Source organism: Microcoleus sp. T3_D1 (genome assembly GCF_036700405.1).
In the GTDB taxonomy this organism is placed as follows: domain Bacteria; phylum Cyanobacteriota; class Cyanobacteriia; order Cyanobacteriales; family Microcoleaceae; genus Microcoleus.
The window spans coordinates 23,097-45,478 of record NZ_JAUBOV010000015.1; the positions used below are offsets into that span (position 1 = coordinate 23,097).

General features: G+C 48.5%; 7 protein-coding genes. 4 read left to right on the top strand and 3 right to left on the bottom strand.

What is annotated here, in order from left to right:
• Window positions 1–493: 493 nt before the first annotated feature.
• From QT992_RS09410 to QT992_RS09420, 3 genes are all read right to left on the bottom strand, one after another.
• Entirely contained in the window at window positions 494–1,699 is a 1,206-nt protein-coding gene (locus tag QT992_RS09410; RefSeq protein ID WP_333319231.1) for a hybrid sensor histidine kinase/response regulator, read from the bottom strand.
• A gap of 266 nt (window positions 1,700–1,965) precedes the next feature.
• Window positions 1,966–8,457, bottom strand: coding sequence for a PAS domain S-box protein (locus QT992_RS09415; RefSeq protein ID WP_333342733.1), 6,492 nt, complete (start codon window positions 8,455–8,457; stop codon window positions 1,966–1,968).
• 624 nt (window positions 8,458–9,081) lie between these two features.
• Window positions 9,082–9,213, bottom strand: a complete 132-nt coding sequence (locus QT992_RS09420; RefSeq protein WP_333319235.1) for a hypothetical protein — start codon at window positions 9,211–9,213, stop codon at window positions 9,082–9,084.
• Window positions 9,214–9,487: 274 nt separating this feature from the next.
• Between QT992_RS09420 and ppsA the strand changes: the two genes are divergently transcribed.
• From ppsA to QT992_RS09440, 4 genes are all read left to right on the top strand, one after another.
• Window positions 9,488–11,965 carry a phosphoenolpyruvate synthase gene (gene ppsA, locus QT992_RS09425; protein ID WP_333319237.1) on the top strand — a complete coding sequence of 826 codons (2,478 nt, stop codon included), beginning with the start codon at window positions 9,488–9,490 and terminating at the stop codon, window positions 11,963–11,965.
• 281 nt (window positions 11,966–12,246) lie between these two features.
• On the top strand, window positions 12,247–12,567 hold the full coding sequence (locus QT992_RS09430; RefSeq protein WP_333319239.1) for a DUF6464 family protein: 321 nt from the start codon (window positions 12,247–12,249) through the stop codon (window positions 12,565–12,567).
• A 226-nt stretch (window positions 12,568–12,793) separates the two neighbouring features.
• The gene (locus tag QT992_RS09435) at window positions 12,794–13,162 is read left to right on the top strand and encodes a hypothetical protein (protein WP_333319240.1); all 369 of its coding nucleotides are present in this window, start codon (window positions 12,794–12,796) and stop codon (window positions 13,160–13,162) included.
• 710 nt (window positions 13,163–13,872) lie between these two features.
• The gene (locus QT992_RS09440; protein WP_333376883.1) at window positions 13,873–22,161 is read left to right on the top strand and encodes a DUF4347 domain-containing protein; all 8,289 of its coding nucleotides are present in this window, start codon (window positions 13,873–13,875) and stop codon (window positions 22,159–22,161) included.
• Window positions 22,162–22,382 lie beyond the last annotated feature (221 nt).

Below are 22,382 nucleotides of genomic sequence, written 5' to 3' on the forward strand. Positions count from 1 at the left end.
TTTTAATTTACAACCTTTGGCAGGGGAATAGCAAGAGGCAAGTCAAAAGAGCGCGGAGTAATCAGGATTTGCATTGCTGATAGCCTGTGAAACTTGAGATTATAAATTGCCGTTTAAAGCTTTCCTAAAGTTGCATTATTTTTTCAAGATGGTATTACTACTAAGCTACGATAATTCCCGTTGATTTACAAGATAATATCTGAGATTGTGTCCGGTTAATTGCCCGCAATTAGCGCCTGTTTGTATTGATCAATGCAAGTCCTCTCTCGGGAGCATCTCAGTTTTGCATTTACAGTGCGAGCGTCCCCGCTCGCGTATTGTACAATACGCGAGCGGGGACGCTCGCACTACAATAAAAAAAATGCTTTTTACAAAACTGAGATGCTCCCCCTCTCTCGATGGAGGAACCAAGACTTGCATTCCTTGCTACAAACCTAATTACCAACTTAATTATGGTTGTCTAACCGGACACAATTTAACTCAGTTGAGTCGCTCAATTTTTCTGCGGTTTGGGCAGCACAACTGTAAACACGCTGCCTTGACCGACATTGCTGCTAATAGCAATCTCACCGTTAAAAGGTTTTAAAAGTTCAATACAAGTATAAAGTCCTAGACCTGTTCCTGTCGGTTCGCCTTCGGTTTTTTCCTCGCCTTTAGGTGGCTTTGAGGTGTAAAAAGGGTCAAAAAGTTTTGACACATCTTCAGATGATATGCCGCATCCCGTATCTGCAATATCCATGTATATGTTGGAGTCGTCTTGCCGAGTCACGATAGTTATTTCTCTGCTTTTCTTTGCCCACATAGCATCCATTGCATTATTGATTAAATTATAAAATACTTGAGAAAGATAGGAATAAATTAAGGGAATGCTGGGAATTTCTTCGTCATAAAAGTATTTTTTTCTAATCTTATTTTTAAAATACAGGTTGCCTTCCAATAGCTGAATTTCTCTCTGGACTAAATCGTTGATATTCACCGGGTGCAAATCTTGCTTTTGCTCGTTTCGGCTTTTCATCATCAGAGTATCCATGATCTGATTGATTTTTGTGACTGCTTGAAAAATATACTTGGTATAATTAAACAGAGAATCTTCTTGAATTTGTGTGGCTTTTGTTTCAATCAAATCGACGCTAGTCTGGATCACTTGCAGCGGACTTTTGAGGTTGTGAACCATGCCCTGAGTCAAACGCCCGATGATGGCTGTTTTTTCCTGGTTTATTAATTGCTTGGTTTTTTGTTCAACAAGTTTTTCCAGGTTTTGGTTGAGGTGGGCCAGTTCGAGGTTTTTTTCTTCGAGTTTTTTTTGCAAGCTGCGGATTGTCAAGTGGGTTTGAATCCGGCTCAAAACTTCTTCGTGTTGGAAAGGCTTAGTGATGTAGTCAACGGCTCCTGTCTGAAAGCCTTTTACTTTATCAGGGGTATCGGAAAGGGCGCTCATGAATATGATGGGAATATCTTGCGTTGACGGGTCTGCTTTCAAACGTCGGCAAGTTTCAAAACCGTCAATTCCTGGCATCATGATATCCAAAAGAATCAAGTCTGGATGGATGTAGTCAATTTGCTCGATCGCACTTTCGCCGTCTAGAGCCACTAATACTTTAAACCCGTAATTCCTTAACAACTCGAAAAGTACGTCAAGATTTGTTTGGTTGTCATCGACAATTTGTATGATGCTTCTTTCGGAATTCTTATCGTTCATATTCAAGGGAAATATTCAAATTTTTGAGTTTTGAGTTGTGGTTTGTGACGTAAAATCGGATTCAATGAATTTTCTGCGGATCTAGAAACCCGGTTGCTTCCTAGATGCTTCTATTTGCCATAACCCTTTGAGGAACCGGTGGCGAGTCCGGGCCGCCCCAGCAGATTAAGTTGTCCCTTCGCGGGAGGCCAGAACCCCTGATTGAGAATGGTACTCAGGGCGCGAGAGTTAACTGATTTTGAGTTGTCTGTTAGCTACCGTCAATTTTAGGACAAATGTTGCTTCAAAAAATCTCGAATTTGCTTGAGCTGAAATCCTTTAGCAAGTGGGCGCAGGTGATGAACGAAAGGCACTAATGTCGGGTCAGAATGTTCGAGTTTAGCAGTTTCTTCCAGAATAGCTTCAATATCGCCCATTGCAGCCAATCTTAACAACGCCAAGACTGACTCTGAGGCAGGAGACACCATCGTTGAGTCAGCAGCAGCAATCTCAGAAGATGCTTTTGTCGTTTGATCTGTCCGCTTTTTGGTTTGCACTCGTTCTTCGTAAACCCATTCTAGTCTCAAATGCAGGCGCAATAATTCTAAAAGCTCGTTAGTTTGAATCGGCTTGGTGAGAAAATTATCGCAACCTGCAAGTATGCTCTGTTGCCTGCTAGTCTCGTAAACGTTAGCGGACAAAGCAAGGATAACCGTATCTTTTAATTCCGGCAACTGTCGCAGCCGCCTGGTAGCTTCCCAACCGTCCATTACCGGCATCAGCAAATCCATTAAAATTAGATCCGGTAGAAATTCCTGTGCTTTGTGCAAGCAGTCTTCGCCGTCTGCAGCTTCTGCAATTTCAAAGCCTAAATGAACAAGCAGCCTGTGCAACATGGCGCGATTTACTTCGTGATCGTCCACTATTAGCACTTTCCGCTGGGGGCCGGTAAAACCGACAAGCCGCCTTTTTTCTTGCCGGGAGGGGAGTTCAGAACACTGGGCGACTGCGGGCAAGTCTAGATCCAACCAAAATATGCTGCCTTTGCCGGAGGTACTTTGGACGCGAATTTGGCTGCCCATCATTTTGGCTAATTTTTGGCTGATGGAAAGTCCCAGGCCGGTACCTTCGACGAAATTGTTCTGATCGCCCACTTGATGAAAAGGCAAAAATATTTCTTCTAATTTATTCTGAGAAATGCCAATGCCGGTATCTTCGATTTGAAAGCGAATTTTAGGGGTAGGGACACGATCGCCAATATAGTCTGTTATCACCTCCCGCGCTTCTGTTGTTCCCTGCGGCGGTATCGACATTTGCTGCGCGTCTATATTCCCGGCTAAATTGATTGTTTGAGTGGCAATTTCCGCTGTCAAACTAGAATTTTCGCAGTTGGTTTGAGGAGAATTATCGGGGAAATTTTCTGCATAACCGACTTTGAATGTAACGCTGCCGCTGTTCGTAAACTTAACGGCATTGCTGAGCAAATTAATCAAAACTTGACGCAACCTTTTTTCGTCTGCCAAAATGCCGTCTGGAAGCGCTGAAACCTGCTCGTAATTAAAGGCAATTCCTTTTTGAGCAGAGCGCATTTGGAACAAATCAATAATACTTTTAACAAAACTGGAAAAAGGCACCTTTGTCCGTGACAGTTCCATTTTACTAGCTTCGATTTTTGAGAGGTCTAAAACATCATTAATCAGCATCAGCAGGTGGTTGCCGCACTGGTGAATGTTGTTAAGACTTTCCTGCTGATCGGCGGTCAAATTTTTATCGACTTTGAGCAGTTGAATGTATCCCAAAATCCCGTTCAAAGGCGTCCGCAATTCGTGGCTCATGTTGGCGAGAAAGTCGCTTTTAGCGCGGTTGGCGGATTCGGCGGCTTCTTTAGCTAATTGCAGGGCGGCTTCTGCAAGTTTGCGATCGGCAATTTCGGTTTGTGCTTGTTCAAATAGCGTCGATTGCTGAATGGCGATCGCCAACTGCACACCCAATTGTTTCAGGCACTCTGCCTCCAATTGCTGCCAGGGACGCGGGCCCGTGCAGTGGTGGGCAATTAACAGCCCCCACAAGTTTTCGCCTTGCAAAATCGGCACTACCAGATTCGCTCTCACATCGAACCGAGTCAACAAAGCCAAGTGGCAGTCGGCCAGACCGGCATTGTAAACATCTTCTGTTGCTCTAATTCTGCCGTCTCGGTAAAGAGTAACGTAGGCTTCCCCAAAACAGGGGTCATAAATATCCATTCCTACAATTGGTCGGAAATTTTCGGCAACCGACTCGACAGCGATAAATCCGCTCCAATCTGGATTGAATTGGTAAATAACTGTGCGGTCTACTTGCAAAAAATGCCGCACTTCTTCGACAGTTTTGGTAAGAATCTCTTCCAGATTTAGAGAAAACCTAATGCGTTCCAGCATGGCTACTGCCAACTGTTCGCGCTTTAATTTTTGGCGCAAAATTACTTCAGATTCTTTGCGTTTTGTGATGTCGGTAATTACTGCCATTAAGCCGATGTAAGTCCCATTAATATCTTGAATACTGTCGGCTCGCACCAGAGCAGTTACTGCTTCGCAGCTCTTAGTTTGCAGTGAAAGTTCGCCACACCAAGAGCGACCTTTGCGAAGGCTTTTATAGATTTGTTTGTAATTTTTCGGCCGGACATAAAGCGCGGCCGTATCGCCTAGATCGTTGAGTTCTTCCACCGTGTAGCCGTAACGCTGAATGAAGGCTTGATTGTGGTAAATAGACCGCCCTTTTAAGTCGGCGATCGCGATCGCGTCGCTGGTACTTTCGACGGCTTGAGTGACCTGCAGTAAAGCTAATTCTGCTGCTTTGCGATCGCTGATATCCGTCATCGAACCCACCATCCGCAGAGGGTTTCCGGCTTCGTCCCACACTGCTTGAGCGCGGGCGAGCACCCACTTATAGCTGCCGTCTTTGCACTGCAAGCGGTATTCGGCGGCGTAATAGGGGGTTTGGCGATCGAGATAACCTTGGATCGCTGCTTGCACTCGTGAGCGATCGTCTGGATGGATGCGATCGATCCATCCCCTGTTGGTGCTGTCGATTTCGCCGTCTGCGTAACCGATAATTTCTTGCCAGCGGGCCGATCGAAAAGCTTCATTTGTTTGAAGATTCAGATCCCAAATTCCGTCTTGATTGCCTTTGAGAACTAACTGCCAGCGTTCTTCACTTTTACGCAATTCTTCTTCGGCTTGTTTGCGCTGAATATGATCGCCCAACTGAGTCGCTACAGCCTTGACCAACTCTACTATACGCGGTTCCATAATCGAGCGATTGCGCTTGCAGAATACTAAAACTGCCAGCACCTTTGAGCTAGCGTGAATGGGCACTCCGAAACAAGCTTTCAATCCGACTGATGCCGCCATTTGCGATCGGGCAAAAAGATGATTTTTGGCTAGAGAAATATCTTCAATCCACTCTACATTTCTGGTTGACCAAATCCGTCCAGGTACTGCCACTCCGGCGGCGAATCTAATTTTTTTACTTTCGCGGCCGAACGTATCTAAATCGCGATCGCTAGCGTACCAAGTTTCGCTGTGTTCCAAAAAAGTACCGTTAGCAGTCGGTATCCAAGCTTCCGCAAAATCCCAGCCGATCGCATTGCACAGCAACCGCAGAATCTCTGGGAGGGCGCTGTGAAAATCTGCCGACTGACTAATGGCTTGAGTTGCTGCCAGCAACAGCTTTATTTCATCTTCTGCTTGCTTGCTTTCTGTAATATCAGTTGCCGTGCCGAGAATTTGTTTTAACTTACCGTCTGCCGTTTTCGCAAATACAGTATCTCGGCTAACCATCCAGCGCCAAGAACCATCCTTGTGCCTAATTCTGTATTCAATTTCAAAGATATCCCCTTCGCTGCCTGTTTCGACTTGCTGTAAATAATCAGGCATTTTGATTAAATTTTCGGGGTGGATTAAAGTTGACATCATCCACGGCCCCATTGCCTGAATCTCCTCTACTGTATAGCCAAGAATGTGGTAGATAGAAGCGTTTGCATAGATATTTTTTTTTTCAATTAAGTCGCAAACATACAAAATATTAGGACTGGCCCCAGCAATTTGCTGAGCGAATCGCTGGCTCTCTCGCAGTGCTGCTTCTGCTTGTTTTCTTTGAGAAATATCGCGAACAACGCAAATAGTTTCTCCGCCGGCTAGCATTGTCAGCGAGACATCTATAGGGACTTCCGATCCGTCGCGACGGCATCCTACTGCTTCGGTGCTGTAAGAACCTTTCTGCACTAAAGTCGGCAGGACTTCTTGCTCGAACCTTTGCAGTTCTGCACCTTGGTAGAAGATTTTCCAACTTTTACCTAAGATTTCTTCGAGAGAGTTGTAACCGTAGATATTGAGTCGTGCTGCGTTGCAATAAATCACCTCTTTGTCGGCACTGAATATGGCGATACCTTCGGAAGCAGCCGCCATTGCTGCTGCTTGCCTGTGGAGTTTTGACTCGAAACGTTTGCGATTGGTGATGTCGCGGACGATCGCCATAATTTCGTCCTCCGTGCAGAAGACAATTCTCGCTTCAAAATCGTAGAGTTCACCATTAACTGGCATTTGATATTCTACGACTTGAATCTCGCCAGTGTCGATCGCTTGTTGATGGCCCGACAAGATTGTGTCAGCAAAAGCAGCCGGCAAGATGTCTTGTGCTTTTTTGCCAATTAGTGATTTTTGTGGTAGGATATTCTCGAAATCTTTGGCCGGTTTGAAGTCTACAAAAGTGCCGTCTGCCCGACAGCGAAATATCATGTCTGGTATCGCATTTAAAAGAGCGCGGTTGGTAGCTGCGCTCTTACGCAATTCAGCTTCAGCTTGCTTGCTAAATGTAACGTCGCGAGCCACTGCATAAATCAAACCTTCTTCTGCAAACGGCGATGCTGTCCACGACAGCCATTTATAAGAACCATCTTGGCAAAGATAGCGGTTTTCTAAGCTAATAACGGGGTGGCTTTTTTTAAGTTTTTCTAATTCCGCTACAGTAATTTCTAGGTCTTGTGGATGGACGAATTCTATCAAAGGTTTGGCTAAGATTTCATCACTGCTATAACCCAATACATTTGACCAAGCGGGGTTTAAGCGTTTGAAATAGCCATCAAAACCTGCAATGCAAAGTAAATCCAGCGACAGATTAAAAAATCGATCGCGGTCTTGCTGGGTTTGTTTCAATTCGGTAACATCCATCACCAAACCGTCCCAAACTATATCGCCGTTGGCTTGCTTTTCTGGCTTCGACGCGCCTTGCAGCCATTTCACTCGATCTCCCATAATTTGCCGCCACTGGTGTTGCCAAGCTTGCTGAGTCGCCGCTGAAGTTGCCATCGAGCGCTGCAAGTCTGAGATGTCGTCTGGGTGAACTGTTGCAAAAGCCAAAGTGGCATTTTCTTCTATTTGTTCTGGCTTTAAATTGTATATCTGCCAACTGCCGGAAGAAACGTAAGTAAAAGATGTTTTACCATCTACATAAAGCCGATATTGATAAATCATTCCCGGCACGTTGTCGGTCATTATTTGAAATCGAGCTTCGCTTTCCTGCAACGCAACTTGCTGGCGTTTGTATTCGGTCACATCTCGCATTGTTCCGACCAACATTTTACGACCATCGGCGTTGTTAAAAACTGTTTTTTTTGTAGAGATAATGCGTTCTTGACCGCCGCCATCGGTAAAAATTTCTTCTGTTTCCTGAGAAAGACTTCTTTGCAATACTTCCTCGTCTTGTTGCCCAAAAAAAGCCGCTTGTGCTGGGGGCAAAAAATCGTATCCTGACTTGCCAATCAGTTCCGATCGCCTTTTTCCTATCAAATTGCAAAAAGCATCGTTTAATAGTATCCATTTGTGCTGCTCATTTTTGACAAAAATCGGGTCAGGAGTAGAATTAATCGTGTGATTTAAAAACTCTTCTGATGCTTTTAATTGAGCTTCGTAACGGTAGCGATCGCTCACGTCCAAGACTACTTTAATCAGGTGGTCGATCGAGCCGTCTAGCGCGCGAATACAGCGCAGGGAAACTCTAGTGTAAAGTGTTTTTCCGTCTTTTCGGCGCCACCTTTTGTCTAGAACATAGCCTTCGCTCTCCCCTGCAAAAATTTTTTTTAACTGCTCTATACTGGCCTGCAAGTCTTCAGGAAAACCCCACTTCTCCCAATTATCATGCAAAAAATCTTGGCGATCGTATCCCAGCAAATCACACAAAGCATCGTTTACTTCCAACCACTCGCATTTTTCTGGTGCTGAGGGGGAACTCCCAGGAGCAAGAATGGCAATTCCGACGAGAGAATTCTCGACTACCGAGCGATATTTTTCTTCGCTTTTTCGCAAAGCTTCTTGGTTGTGCTGTCGCTCGACTGCGTAGCGAAGCGATCTAATCAACACTTCGCTGTCGATTTTTCGCTTGACTAGATAATCTTGAGCTCCGGCTTGGATTGACTGCACGGCAAGCTCTTCATCGTTGCGGGCAGTCAGTACGACAATCGGAGTATTTAGGCTGTATTCTTGTATTTTGACAATTGTATTTAAGTCTTGGCTGTCGGGCAGCGAAAGATCTAGTAAAATCACATCAAAATGTTCGCCGACCAAAAGTTCCTGCGCTTTGCTGAGACGGTCTGTACAACTTACTGATAGCCTTTGGGGTTCGGCTCTACTGACATTTGTTTCTAATAATAATTCTTCGATCAGATCGGCTTCTGCTTGATTGTCTTCGACCAGAAGAACTTTAAAGCCGTTTCGCTTGGCGGGTGGGCTCAAAACTGATATCATATACCTTGTTTTTTGTCATAAGGCAGTGTAGCAAACTATTATAGCATATAAAGAATTGTATAGCCACAAATCCCGCCGTTCGCCGTTAAAAACCCTTTGGTTCCACAATTACAAGGGAGCATCTCATATTGGTAAAAACACTTTTTTTCCCTCCTTCCTTCTGACTCTTTCCTTCGGCCTCCTGCCTCATAACTCCTATTTCTAGCTTGCTGCCAAAGTGAGATCCTCCCAATTACAATGCACTCTATCTCAGAGGTTGGACTATTCTCAAAAACGGGATTTTTTGCCAGTTTCACAAAGAGTAACTTTTCTTGGGATGGGTTCTTTTAACCCCCCCCGTAAAAGGCTTATTGATGGTGCAATATCTAATATCTATGCGTCTGTGTTTTTGCTCTAAATAGGTCAACGCAATCAGAGGGAAAATTTTTTAAGGTTTTTAGAAGATCGGTTTCAGGAGGAAACTAAGCTGCTGGGTGTTGTTGTTTGTTTGGGCGATCGCCCCTGCGATCCGATTTTAGATTTTAGATTTAGTCCACAGATGAATCGCGCAGGTTGAACTAGAATCTCAAATTTTGGGCGACTCACGACTCCTGTCGGAAAGTAAGTATCCGTTTTTGGGCGGGTTCAGCCGATCGCGCGATCGAACCCCACCCTTTGTTGCCCTTGGATTCCGCTACCAACACAATCCGAGCCATATCCCCGCACCAATAAGCGCTCAACGCAAAAAAAGCGGTGAGAACTATCTTCGCTATTCATATTTTTACCACTTCTTTTATAATACCTTACATAAACTCATTACTGCGATTTCTTTACTTTTTGCAATCAAATAAAATATCTCCACAGGCCTTGCTATTTAGCAAAAAAGTGATAATGTTGAAATAGAGGCAATCGAAAAATCGGTTGATACAGCCTAGAAAAAAAATTGAGAATTTTTGTAACCAAATTAAAATTCCCAATAAACTGTCTTTTGTTGACTGTACTTTGACCGAAACTTTGACCGAAATGAGCTGAAGTTGAGAGGAAAAAAGCAATGCTCGACAATTTAGCAATTGAACAAAAACCCGGTTTAATTCCCAAAGAAAAAGCCTTAGTATTGTTGTTTGATGAAGTCGGCATCGCCGACATCCCATTAGTAGGCGGTAAAAATGCTTCTTTGGGCGAAATGATTCAACAGTTAACCGCCCAAGGAGTCAGAGTTCCCAACGGATTTGCAACTACAGCATACGCTTACCGATACTTCATCCAGTCAGCGGGCTTAGAAGCTAAATTGCGCGAAATTTTTGCCGATTTAGACGTAGAAGATATGCAGAACCTGCGACAAAAAGGCAAGCAAGCGCGGGCACTGATTCTCGACACACCATTTCCGCGAGAACTCCAAGCGGCGATCGCGGATGCTTACGAAAAATTGTGCGATCGCTACGGCGACAGTACAGACGTAGCAGTGCGTTCCTCCGCCACCGCCGAAGACTTACCAGACGCCAGTTTCGCGGGACAGCAAGAAACCTACCTCAACGTCCAAGCTTGCGCTGGCGTCCTCGAATGCTGTCACAAATGCTTTGCTTCCATATTCACCGATCGCGCGATTTCCTACCGCCAACAGCGGGGTTTCGACCACTTTGAAGTCGCCCTATCAGTCGGCGTCCAAAAAATGGTGCGATCGGACTTAGCATCCTCCGGCGTCATGTTCAGCATCGACACCGAAACCGGATTCAAAAACGCCGTATTAGTCACCGCCGCCTACGGATTAGGCGAAAACGTCGTCCAAGGAACCGTCAACCCCGACGAATACTTCGTCTTTAAACCAACCTTAAAACAAGGTTTTCGCCCAATTTTAGAGAAACGACTCGGCAGCAAAACCCTGAAAATGGTGTACGATATCGGCGGTTCTAAATACACCAAAAACGTCTCCGTCATCGCAGCCGAAAAAAATAAATTTGCCATCCAAGATGATGAAATTCTGCAACTAGCAAAATGGGCAGTAGTCATCGAAGAACACTACTCTAAAGTGCGCGGGACTTATACCCCGATGGACATTGAGTGGGCAAAAGACGGCAATACGGGCGAATTATTTATTGTCCAAGCGCGACCCGAAACAGTACAATCTCAAAAGTCTGCTAAAGTTTTGCGAAACTACAAATTGCAAGGCAGCAGTGCAGTTTTAGCAAAAGGACGCGCCGTTGGCGAATCAATCGGACAAGGCAAAGCCCGCGTGATTTTAGATGTGCACAGAATCGCTGAATTTCAATCAGGAGAAGTTTTAGTTACCAACAAAACCGACCCGGATTGGGAACCGATTATGAAAAAAGCAAGTGCGATCGTCACCAATTCCGGCGGCCGCACTTGTCACGCCGCCATCATCGCCAGAGAAATGGGAATTCCCGCCATTGTCGGCACCGGCGACGCCACCCAAATCTTGAAAAACGGGCAAGAAATCACTGTTTCTTGTTCCGAAGGAGAGGAAGGCAAAGTTTATTCCGGTTTGCTTCCTTTTGAAATTCAAGAAACTGCGATCGAGAATTTGCCCCGCACCCGCACTAAAATTTTAATGAATGTCGGGAACCCAGAAGAAGCCTTTGGTTTATCAGCCATTCCTTGCGACGGCGTAGGCTTAGCGCGGTTGGAATTCATCATTGCCAATCACATTAAAGCACACCCGCTGGCACTGATTCACTTTGACGAATTGGTAGATGAATCAGTCAAAGAAGAAATTGCCAACCTGACAGCACTTTACCCAAACAAACCCGATTTCTTCACCGACAAACTAGCCCACGGAATTGCCACAATTGCCGCCGCATTTTATCCAAATCCAGTTATCGTGCGGATGAGCGATTTCAAGAGCAACGAATATGCTAACCTTTTGGGAGGGCGGCAGTTTGAACCCAAGGAAGAAAACCCGATGATCGGGTGGCGCGGCGCCTCTCGCTATTACGACCCGAATTACCGCGAAGCTTACGCTTTGGAATGCAAAGCATTAAAGCGAGTTCGCGACGAAATGGGCTTGACAAATGTGATTCCGATGATTCCATTTTGCCGCACCCCAGAGGAAGGTCGAAAAGTGTTAGCCGAAATGGCAAAACACGGTTTAGTTAAGGGCGAGAACGGCTTGCAAGTGTATGTGATGTGCGAATTGCCGAGCAATGTCATATTTGCTGACGAATTTGCCCAAGTTTTTGACGGATTCTCGATCGGCTCTAACGATTTAACTCAGCTAACATTAGGATTAGACCGGGATTCTGCTTTAGTCGCACACATTTTTGACGAACGGAATGAAGCTGTCAAGCGCATGGTAGCAATTGCCATTAAAGCCGCCAAGAAGTACGATCGCAAGATTGGGATTTGCGGCCAAGCGCCCAGCGATTATCCTGAGTTTGCTCGTTTCTTGGTTGAGTTGGGAATTGATTCGATTAGTTTGAATCCCGATTCGGTTTTGAAGACTTTGTTAGATGTTGCTAAGGTGGAAGGTGCGGGTTCGTTGATGGATTTAGCGGGGGATGTTGCTAAGGTTTAACCGTTTTGGTTTGGGAGAGCAACCGATTTCTCAAAAAGTTTGTGGGATGGGCGTCCCGCCCGTCTTTTTTGGACGGGCGGGACGCCCATCCCACAATAACAATTGAAATTGTAAGTTATTTAATTCGCCCTCCTCACTCCCCAGCTAACGGTTAACACAGGGGCGGCCTAGTTTGAGACTTGAGCGGGAACTTTTCTTATTTAAAACCGTCTTTTCGACGAGGATTTTCTGTTGCCCTCGCCTAAATCAAAAAACATATTCTCCACATAAGCTCTGAAAATGTGCTAACCGCTCTCCTGATTATTTTCATAGGTTTAGCTCCGTCGCTGCTGTCTTTGTGGGTGATGCGCTCTGCCCAGAGCCAAGCCCGCGACAGAATTGCAGCGGCCAGACTTGCGGTAGCCAATAGAGCCCTGCGAACTCAACTACCAACTGCCGATCGCACTTACATACAAAGCCTCGGTTATTCGATCGGGGATATCACTTGCGAGTATAACGCCCGCTCTAATTACATTCGCTGCGCTGTCAATCCTTCTGGGCCCTGTCAAGATTGTCGGTACTACCAAGCCAGAACTCTTGACGCTCGCGGTGAAAAGATATAGCTTATATTGGTGCTTGTATCTACGTCTATTTGCGGATGTAGTAATCAATGAGTTAGTATGTACTTACGTGTAATGATTATTGGTGAAGCTTGTTTGGGACGACCCACGCCCCAACTCAGCAATTAAAACCTAATCGAGCATTATTGCTTGGTTACAGTTGCCATAACACGCGGATTGCGATCGGTGTTTTTCTAGTTGAGGACTTACGATCAGAAACCAGGTTTAGATGATGAATTTTGGTTGGGCGACGAGAAATCTAGACAGAAATTGGGTTTCTAGTCTCCTCGGCTTAACTCCTGCAGTTAAGAAAATTAGCGAACAAAAATTCCAAGTAGCTGATGGGCAAATCTCCCAATCAGTTGCTCCAAAACATCATGAAAAATTCTGCACGAAACATTGTCCCGATCATTTATCTCAAACTGTCAACCAGCTCGAAGACTCGCTAGTTGACAGTTTGAGAAGTTGCTTGTGGCGGGCACTAATCTGTTTTTGCGATCGTAGCGAAACAGTCTCAAACCTAGATTGCTATCTCCCGACTCCAAGTCATGAATTTTTAAGACGCTTCGTCGATACAGGGTATGCCAATTTCAATTGAATCTCATATGTTGCACCATTTTCAAGAATAGGCTTTCTGGCCTGTTCCACAACAAGTGCATTTTCTTATGGGCTGGGCAGGAGAGTCCGCCCATAGAAGGATTATTGAGAATGGTAAAAGATATCAGTTGAATGACACTTCGGGCACGGTCAGCATAATTATGTGACGGCTATCACTCCCTAATTAATGTCTAGTTGCTATTGTGAATAGGGCTTGCACACCCAAACCAAAGTAACCGAGTTTTTTACCGTGAGCGACGGCTGCAACCCAGTCTTTTGGTTCATCAAACCCGGTTTATGCGTCCAGAGATAGTGAATTTTATCGGGAAATTAAAGTGCATTAGACGATCTGCAGAAAACCTCATCAAGTAAATTTGTGAGAACTCCTGTTATTATCTACTGCGCCATGTAAGAGATATTCGTGTAACAGATACACTCGCTAACAGAAAAGAAAAAAGCCGAAGGCCAAATATCACCCGATAGAGAGGTTCTTGGGATTTAAACCCCCAATTCTCAGCGCTTCTGCCGGCGATATTTGCAATGCTATCAAATATCAATATAGCACTGCTTTGTGCTGAGTAAAATTAGCTTTTTGCCATTGCTCCAAGTCAAGTGGCAGCTTCTCTTACTCTGCAATTAAACCTTGTCAATAGGTGATAATTATCATCTTGAAGTGGGTACATCATCTACAATCCGTGAGCCAATTTGACCATGCAAAGCATCTGCAACAAACCAATTTTTATCACTCCAAAAATATGTGACTCCCCCGCAAGGATTGGGGGCGCAAAATCCCAAACAACAGCAACTTATCATCAGAAAAAACAAATAAAACAAGTAAAACCAGAGGAGTGTTTCCTGTCCCAGAAACTTCGTGGCGGCACGATAATTGGGCATCCCCACAGAGAATTTTTGCGATCGACTGTAGGGGCCAACTTCCCGTGGTTGCCTTCTCGGACTATAAAAAATGTACTGTTCCTCGATGCCAGAGTAGATAACTGCGACAGCTTGGCAAGAGGAGCAACAGGCGATACAGAAGTATTTGTACTGGACTCGACGCGGGATGGAGTCGAGCAAATTACTAGAATTTTGGCGGTTTGCAGCGATTTAGATAGCCTTCAGATAGTTTCTCACGGTCGAGAAGGGGGCGTGCAGCTAGGATCGATCGAACTCTGCAACGACAACTTAGAAACCTACAGCCATTTGTTGCAGCAGTGGGGAAAAGCCCTCAGCGAGAGAGGAAATATCTTGTTATTCGGGTGCAGCGTCGCAGCGGGGGAAAGCGGCGAGGCCTTCGTGCGGCGGCTTAACTTGATGGTGGGTGCAGATATTGCAGCTTCCGACAACTTGACGGGGAGTGCGGCACTCGGCGGCGACTGGGAATTAAAATTTGTGATCGGGGAAATAAAGGCGAGTATCGCCATTGAAAAAGAAGTGCTCGAAGCCTACCCTTACGCCCTCGGCACGTTGGTTAACGAAACTTTCAAAAACTCCACAGTTAGGGGGCCGTGGATTTACGGGGGAAATGGCGGGGCACTGTTCAATCCGAGCAGCGGGGTTCCAGCAGCCAATCAACGTATCCCCGGCATTACCGGAGGCACAGTATCCGGCGTACTTCCGGCTTTGGGCGGTTCAAGTCCCGGCGATGGCGCTCTGCGATTAACTCCAGCAGCAGGTGATAGGGAAGCCTTTGTCATCTACAACAACCCCATTCCTTCAACCGACGGTCTCAGAGTCCAGTTTGATTTTTATTCTTACGGTTCAAGCCAGCAATATAACGCTCAGGGCCCATTTATTAGCCCTCAGCCAGGGGACGGGCTGGGTTTCTTCTTGATTGACGGCACTGCCAGCCCAACCAGGACTGGGGGTTATGGCGGTTCTCTGGCTTACGCTCCACGAACGGGTATACCCGGTATTGAAGGAGGTTATTTAGGCATTGGGCTTGACGAGTTTGGCAATTTTTCAACATCCACAGAAGGGCGCTCTGGCCCTGATCCAACTCCGATTCCCGGCTCTTCTATTGGTTCTTTCAGACCTGATTCAGTAACTGTTAGAGGAAATCAAGCAGACGGTTATCAGTTTTTAACAAATGCGATCGTTCCCTTCGGCATCGATAACATTCCTACGAGTATTAACTTTATCGGCCCTCCCGGCACCAGTTTTAACTTCAGCAATACGTTCACGAGCGATCGCAATTTAGCCAAAAGATCCGTTCAAATTACGCTGAATCCATCTAACGATCCGGTGAATCCCTCTCGCCTCACCGTTGCCTTCGATAAAAACTTCGACGACATCTACGAAACTACATTGATCGACATCCGCAACTTGGCAACCGCAAACGGCCCAGTACCGCCAATTTTCAAATTTGGTTTTGGCAGTTCCACAGGAGGCGCCAACAACATTCACGAACTTCAAAACGTGGTAGTTGAAACTATCAATCCTCCCAGTATCGCCGCTGAGGTTGCCACTATCAAGACTGGCCCGCAGTTCGTCAAGCCCGGAAGCAGCATTACCTACACGATTACTACTGTAAACAGGGGGCCAGCGCCCGCTAGAAATGTCCTGATTCAAGACGAAATACCTTTTGAACTGCTGGGTCCGAGGGGATTGTCGCCGGTTCTCACTGCCTCCAACAACGGCACTTACGTGAACCACACGAAGGCTGTGACTTGGCCGTTAATTCCGGTTCTCAATGCGGGTGAGACTCTGACTTACACTCTGACAATTAATCTGCCGTCGGGTTTAACCAGCGGTAGCAGTTTTGCCAACGTTGCATTCAGCACTAGCTCGACTTTCGACCCCGACCTCAGCAACAACAGCGGTGTACTCGCGCCCGGTCAAATCGAGGGGCCGGGTGTAGTCTATACCACAGTTGTCGGTACAGTGGCGGATTTAGTTACTACCAAAAGTGGCCCTGTGACTACTTTGGCCGGGTCAAGCGTCGCCTACACATTGACTACGACTAACATGGGGCCAGACCCCGCTGCCGATGTGACCATCACCGACAGCATTATTCCGGGTTTAACAGGAGTCAGCCTATCGGACGGGGGGAGTTACGACCCAGTTTCGGGCATTGTCACCTTCCCAGCACTGACGGTGCTGGCCAATGCGGCTACTGCGACCCACACCGTCAGTTTCATCGCCCCAGCCACCCGTACCGACATCAGCAACACGGCCCGGAGCAGCTCGGCGACTTTCGATCCGATCGCTACTAACAACAACGGCTCGGCAACCAACAAAGACGGCACTCCCACTAACTCTACGGTTACGACAAGTATTGCGCCCAACGCCGATCTTGTTACCACGAAAACCGGATCTACGGATGCTCCGGCTGGTAGTTCGGTCAGCTATACGATCGCCACCGTCAACTTAGGCCCAAGTCCTGCAGAAGCTGTAACCATCACTGACAGCATAGTTCCGGGGTTAACGGGGGTGACGGCATCTAATGGTGGGGTTTACGATCCGGTGACTGGCATTGTCACCTTCGGGCCCGTGGCAATCGCCAATGGGGAGACACTCACGCGGACGATCGGCTTCACAGTACCGCCGACTCTAACTTCCATCAGCAACACGGCAAGAAGTACCTCCATCACTCCCGACTCCACTCCGGCCAACAACAACGGTACAAACCCCAACGCCACCGTCACTACCTCGATCGATGGTGTGGCCGATGTTGTCACGCAAAAAACGGCTCCGGCCACCATCAAGGTGGGTGACACGCTACTTTATACAATCACTACTACCAACAACGGGCCGAGTCCCGCGACCAACGTAGTCATCACCGACAGCCTGATTCCCGGCTTAACTAATGTCAGCGTGTCCGATGGCGGAACCTACAATGCTGCCACAGGGGCGATCGAGTTCCCAGCGATCGAGACTTTAGCCAGCGGCAGCAGCGTCACCCGCACCCTGATGTTTGTACCGCCGGCTAGCCTGACGAGTATCACGAATATTGTATTGAGTCGATCGTCCACGAGTGACCCGGACTTGACGAATAACGACGGCTCGACAGTCGCAGTGCCCGGTCAGCCTGGGGGGCGAGTTGTTACCTCGATCGAGGCTGTGGCCGATGTTGTCACCCAAAAAACGGCTCCGGCCACCATCAAGGTGGGTGACACGCTACTTTATACAATCACTACTACCAACTTCGGGCCCAGTCCCGCAGCCAACGTAGTCATCACCGACAGCCTGATTCCCGGCTTAACTAATGTCAGCGTGTCCGATGGCGGAACCTACAATGCTGCCACAGGGGCGATCGAGTTCCCAGCGATCGAGACTTTAGCCAGCGGCAGCAGCGTCACCCGCACCCTGATGTTTGTACCGCCGGCTAGCCTGACGAGTATCACGAATATTGTATTGAGTCGATCGTCCACGAGTGACCCGGACTTGACGAATAACGACGGCTCGACAGTCGCAGTGCCCGGTCAGCCTGGGGGGCGAGTCGTTACTTCGATCGGTGCTGTGGCGGATGTTGTCACGCAAAAAACGGCTCCGGCCACCATCAAGGTGGGCGACACGCTACTTTATACAATCACTACTACCAACTTCGGGCCCAGTCCCGCAGCCAACGTAGTCATCACCGACAGCCTGATTCCCGGCTTAACTAATGTCAGCGTGTCCGATGGCGGCACCTACAATGCTGCCACAGGGGCGATCGAGTTCCCAGCGATCGAGACTTTACCCAGCGGCAGCAGCGTCACCCGCACCCTGATGTTTGTACCGCCGCCGACTCTGACGAGTATCACGAATATTGTATTGAGTCGATCGTCCACGAGTGACCCGGACTTAACCAACAACGACGGCTCGACAGTGGCAGTGCCCGGTCAGGCGGGGGGGCGAGTCATTACTTCGATCGGTGCTGTGGCGGATGTTGTCACGCAAAAAACGGCTCCGGCCACCATCAAGGTGGGTGACACGCTACTTTATACAATCACTACTACCAACTTCGGGCCGAGTCCCGCAGCCAACGTAGTCATCACCGACAGCCTGATTCCCGGCTTAACTAATGTCAGCGTGTCCGATGGCGGAACCTACAATGCTGCCACAGGGGCGATCGAGTTCCCAGCGATCGAGACTTTAGCCAGCGGCAGCAGCGTCACCCGCACCCTGATGTTTGTACCGCCGGCTAGCCTGACGAGTATCACGAATATTGTATTGAGTCGATCGTCCACGAGTGACCCGGACTTGACGAATAACGACGGCTCGACAGTCGCAGTGCCCGGTCAGCCTGGGGGGCGAGTTGTGACTTCGATCGGTGCAGCCCGCGCCGACCTGGTTACGTCCAAGAGCGGTCTCACATCTGCTCCTGCTGGTAGTTCCGTGACTTATACTATAACTACCGCCAACAATGGGCCGAATGCTGCTGAAAATGTAGTGATTACAGACAGCATCATTCCCGGTTTAACGGGAGTCACCGCATCGGACGGCGGCACTTACGACCCCCTGACAGGGGTTGTCACCTTCCCAACAATTCGCAGTTTGACTAGGGGGAGCAAAGTCAACCGCGAGGTAACAGTAGTCGCTCCAGCGACCGGCACCATTAGCAATACTTCCGGGAGTCGATCGACTACTTTTGACCCCGACCCCAGCAATAACAACGGTTCCGAGTCCAGAGCCACTGTCACCACGGCCATTTTACTCGCTCCGCCTTCACCCAACAAGCTTCCCTCAGCCGACAGCAGCAATGTGGCGATCGCGCCCAACAGCGTTGTCCGACTCGGCGGGCTCGGAGGCAGAGACTCAGACGGCACGGTGGTTGCATTCACTATCAGCACCCTGCCGCCGGCAAATCAAGGCATCCTGTTCTTGGGCGACCCCGCAACCGGGGGAGTCGCCGTCACGGCAGGTCAAACCCTGAGGGCCGAGCAAATGACGCAGTTATTCTTCCAGTCTGTCGGCAATTTCACAGGAGCTAACTTTACCTACAGCAGCAAGGACAATCTCGGTGGCAGCAGTCCTGCCGCCACAGTTTCTCTGGTGTCCCCGGCGTTCAACTACCTGCCGGTACCCACAAACTTCAGCAAGACACTGGCGCCACACAACACCGTCAACCTCGCAGGGCTCACGGCAAAAGACCCCGACGACTCGATCGAATTCTTCACTATCAACACCCTGCCTGCTGCAAATCAAGGCGTCCTGTTCTTGGGCGACCCCAGCCAGGGAATCCGGGTGACGGCAGGCCAAAGACTTAGCACAAGTCAAATCAGCCAGTTATTCTTCCAAGCCTCTGGCAATTTCACAGAAACCAATTTTACCTACAGCGCGACAGACAGCCGCGGCGCGATTAGTGGAGCCCCGGCTACGGCTTCTCTCCTAGCACTATTACCTCCTAATGACGAGCCACCCGTGGCTAACAACTCTCTTCTGGCTGTGTTGCTGGGAAGAACTGCGAAGATTCCCGGACTGGGAGGAACTGACGCCGACGGCACGGTGGTTTCCTTTACTATCAACACTTTGCCGCCAGCCACTGAAGGTACGCTGTTCTTGGGCGATCCCAGCCAGGGGGTGCGGGTCACGGCAGGTCAAACTCTGACGCCGGAGCAAATTACGCAGTTGTTCTTTCAGGCGTCTGACAATTTCATAGGGGCAAATTTCACTTACAGCGCTACAGATAACCTCGGCGCTACCAGTGCGGCAGTCGCCACGGTCTCTCTCCTTCCCCTTAAGGAACCGATACCGACGGCGACACCCGCGCCGATACCAACTCCACCAACACCCGCGCCGATACCAACACCCGCGCCCGCGCCGGAACCAACACCTGCGCCGGAACCAACACCCACACCACCAACACCCACGCCAACTCCAACTTCCGCGCCGGAACCAACACCCACACCGGCACCAACTCCAACACTCGCACCGGAACCAACTCCGGCACCAACTCCAACACCAACACCCGCGCCGGAACCAACATCGGCACCCACTCCAACACCAACACCCGCAGCGGAACCAACTCCAACATCGGCACCCACTCCAACACCAACACCCACACCGGCACCAACACCCACACCCGCAGCGGAACCAGCCCCGACGCCCATACCCGCGCCGACGCCCATACCCACGCCGGAACCGGAACCAACTGCAACTCCAACTGCAACACCAACACCACCAACACCAACACCAACACCAACCCCAGCCCCGCAACCAACACCCACACCAACACCCGCGGCGGAACCAACCCCTATATTCAACCCAGTACCCGAACCGGATACCGGTTGCGGTTGCGACCCCTTGCCCTTGCTGCCCCCGATAACATTTATCCAACCCCAGCCTTCGCAAATACTTAACTTCGACTCAAACGCCGCCCAACTCATCGGCATCCAAAACACCAGCATCGGGACTCCCGGAAACGATTCCTTAACAGGAAACGACACTAACCAACTGTTTCTCTCCCTCCGCGGCGACGACACAGTGTTAGGTGAAGGCGGCAGCGATATCATCTTCGGCGAACAACAGCGAGATTACATAGCTGCCGGCCTCGACAACGACATCGTTTACGCCGGCAAAGAAACCGATGCCGTATTTGGCGGCAAAGACAACGATCGCATTTTTGGCGATCGCAATGGAGACACATTGTACGGCGATCGCGGTGCCGACACCATAATCGGCGACAACGGCAACAACATCGACTTGACTGGTAACGACGGCGACCTGATTTTCGGCGGTTCTTCAGGCGATGCCATTGCTAGCAACCAAGGTTCCGACACCGTTTACTCCGGCAAGGCTGGCGACATCGCCTTTGGTGGCAAAGAAGACGACCTGATCTGGGGTGACAAAGGCCCCGACACCCTTTGGGGCGACAACGGAGACGACTCTGTGTTTGGTGGCGTGCTCAACTCCCTCGATAGCGACCCCGACGGCTTCGATTTGCTGACAGGAGGCGATGGCAACGACTTACTTCACGGCGAAGAACAAGACGATACCTTGCTGGGTGGCAACGGACGGGATTTGCTGTTTGGAGGCAAAGCGGGCGATCGTATTTTTGGCGAAACTGACTCGGATACTCTTTACGGCAATCTAGGTTCCGACACCATAATCGGCGACTACGGCACTCAACAAGCCAGCACAATTGCCACGGAGGAAGGCGACTTAATTTTCGGTAACGACACCGGCGATCTCATCGGCGGTGGCAGCGGTAACGATAGCATTTTTGGCGGCAAAGGTAATGACTTAGTTTACGGTGGCAAAGATAATGACAGGATTTGGGGTGAACTCGGTTCCGATACGATTGTCGGGGATGAGGGGGACGATTCGCTTTACGGTGGCTTGCAAAACGAGTTAGTGTCCGATGTTGATGGACGCGACTTGTTATTTGGGGGAGATGGAAATGACTTTCAGGGTGGGGGTGAGAGTTCCGACTCTCTCGATGGGGGTTTTGGTAACGATACCCTTCGTGGAGGCAAGGATGATGATGTAGTACAGGGAGATGCTGGCAACGACTTGATGTACGGCGACTCAGCCAGCGATATTTTGTGTGGCGATGAAGGTAATGATACGATTTTTGGCGATCGCGGGGAAAATCGGCGAGGCGCTGTGGGCCAAGAGGGTCAGCAAGACTGCATTAACGGTGGTAGTGGCGATGACCTGTTATACGGCAATGAAGGTCAAGATACTCTCAACGGTGATGATGGTAATGACACCCTCCACGGAGGGAAAGATAGCGATATTCTCAATGGGGGTGTTGGGGATGACTGGCTGTTTGGCGATGGGGGAGATGATACTTTGATTGGAGGTATTGGGAACGATCGCTTTGTGTTAAGCGCTAATAGCGGTATGGATACTGTGCTCAATTTTTCCGTAGGAACTGATAAGTTTGTCCTGGCTGGTGGCTTGAGTTTTGAGGCTTTGCAACTTAACTCGATGGCTAATGGCACACTCTTACAAGTTGCGGCGACTGGGGAGGTTTTGGCTCAGATTTTTGGGGCTGATAATACTCTTAGTGCTGTGGATTTTCTGACTCTTTCTTGTTCAGAGAAAAGCGCATTCAATCCCCTGCATTTTTCGTAAAATTTTAGCAACTCGGTTTGTTAAATAAACCGAGTTTTTTAATGTTTTCAAAAAATAGTGAGCGAGCTGGTGAATTATATCCATTCCGCTAACACCGGAATGATATCAAATTCGCGCTTATCGTCGTGATAAAGTTGAATCAAGCTGCCAACAAATATTAGCGCAATTTTCATTGTTTTGATTCACAGTCAACCGTCAACCGTCAACCGTCAACAATCATT

What these genes read in the sequence shown, in the direction of transcription:
- QT992_RS09410 (WP_333319231.1), bottom strand. Translation starts at nt 1,699, where the DNA reads ATGAACGATAAGAATTCCGAAAGAAGCATCATACAAATTGTCGATGAC.
- QT992_RS09415 (WP_333342733.1), bottom strand. Translation starts at nt 8,457, where the DNA reads ATGATATCAGTTTTGAGCCCACCCGCCAAGCGAAACGGCTTTAAAGTT.
- ppsA (WP_333319237.1), top strand. Translation starts at nt 9,488, where the DNA reads ATGCTCGACAATTTAGCAATTGAACAAAAACCCGGTTTAATTCCCAAA.
- QT992_RS09440 (WP_333376883.1), top strand. Translation starts at nt 13,873, where the DNA reads ATGCAAAGCATCTGCAACAAACCAATTTTTATCACTCCAAAAATATGT.
- QT992_RS09435 (WP_333319240.1), top strand. Translation starts at nt 12,794, where the DNA reads ATGATGAATTTTGGTTGGGCGACGAGAAATCTAGACAGAAATTGGGTT.
- QT992_RS09420 (WP_333319235.1), bottom strand. Translation starts at nt 9,213, where the DNA reads ATGAATAGCGAAGATAGTTCTCACCGCTTTTTTTGCGTTGAGCGCTTA.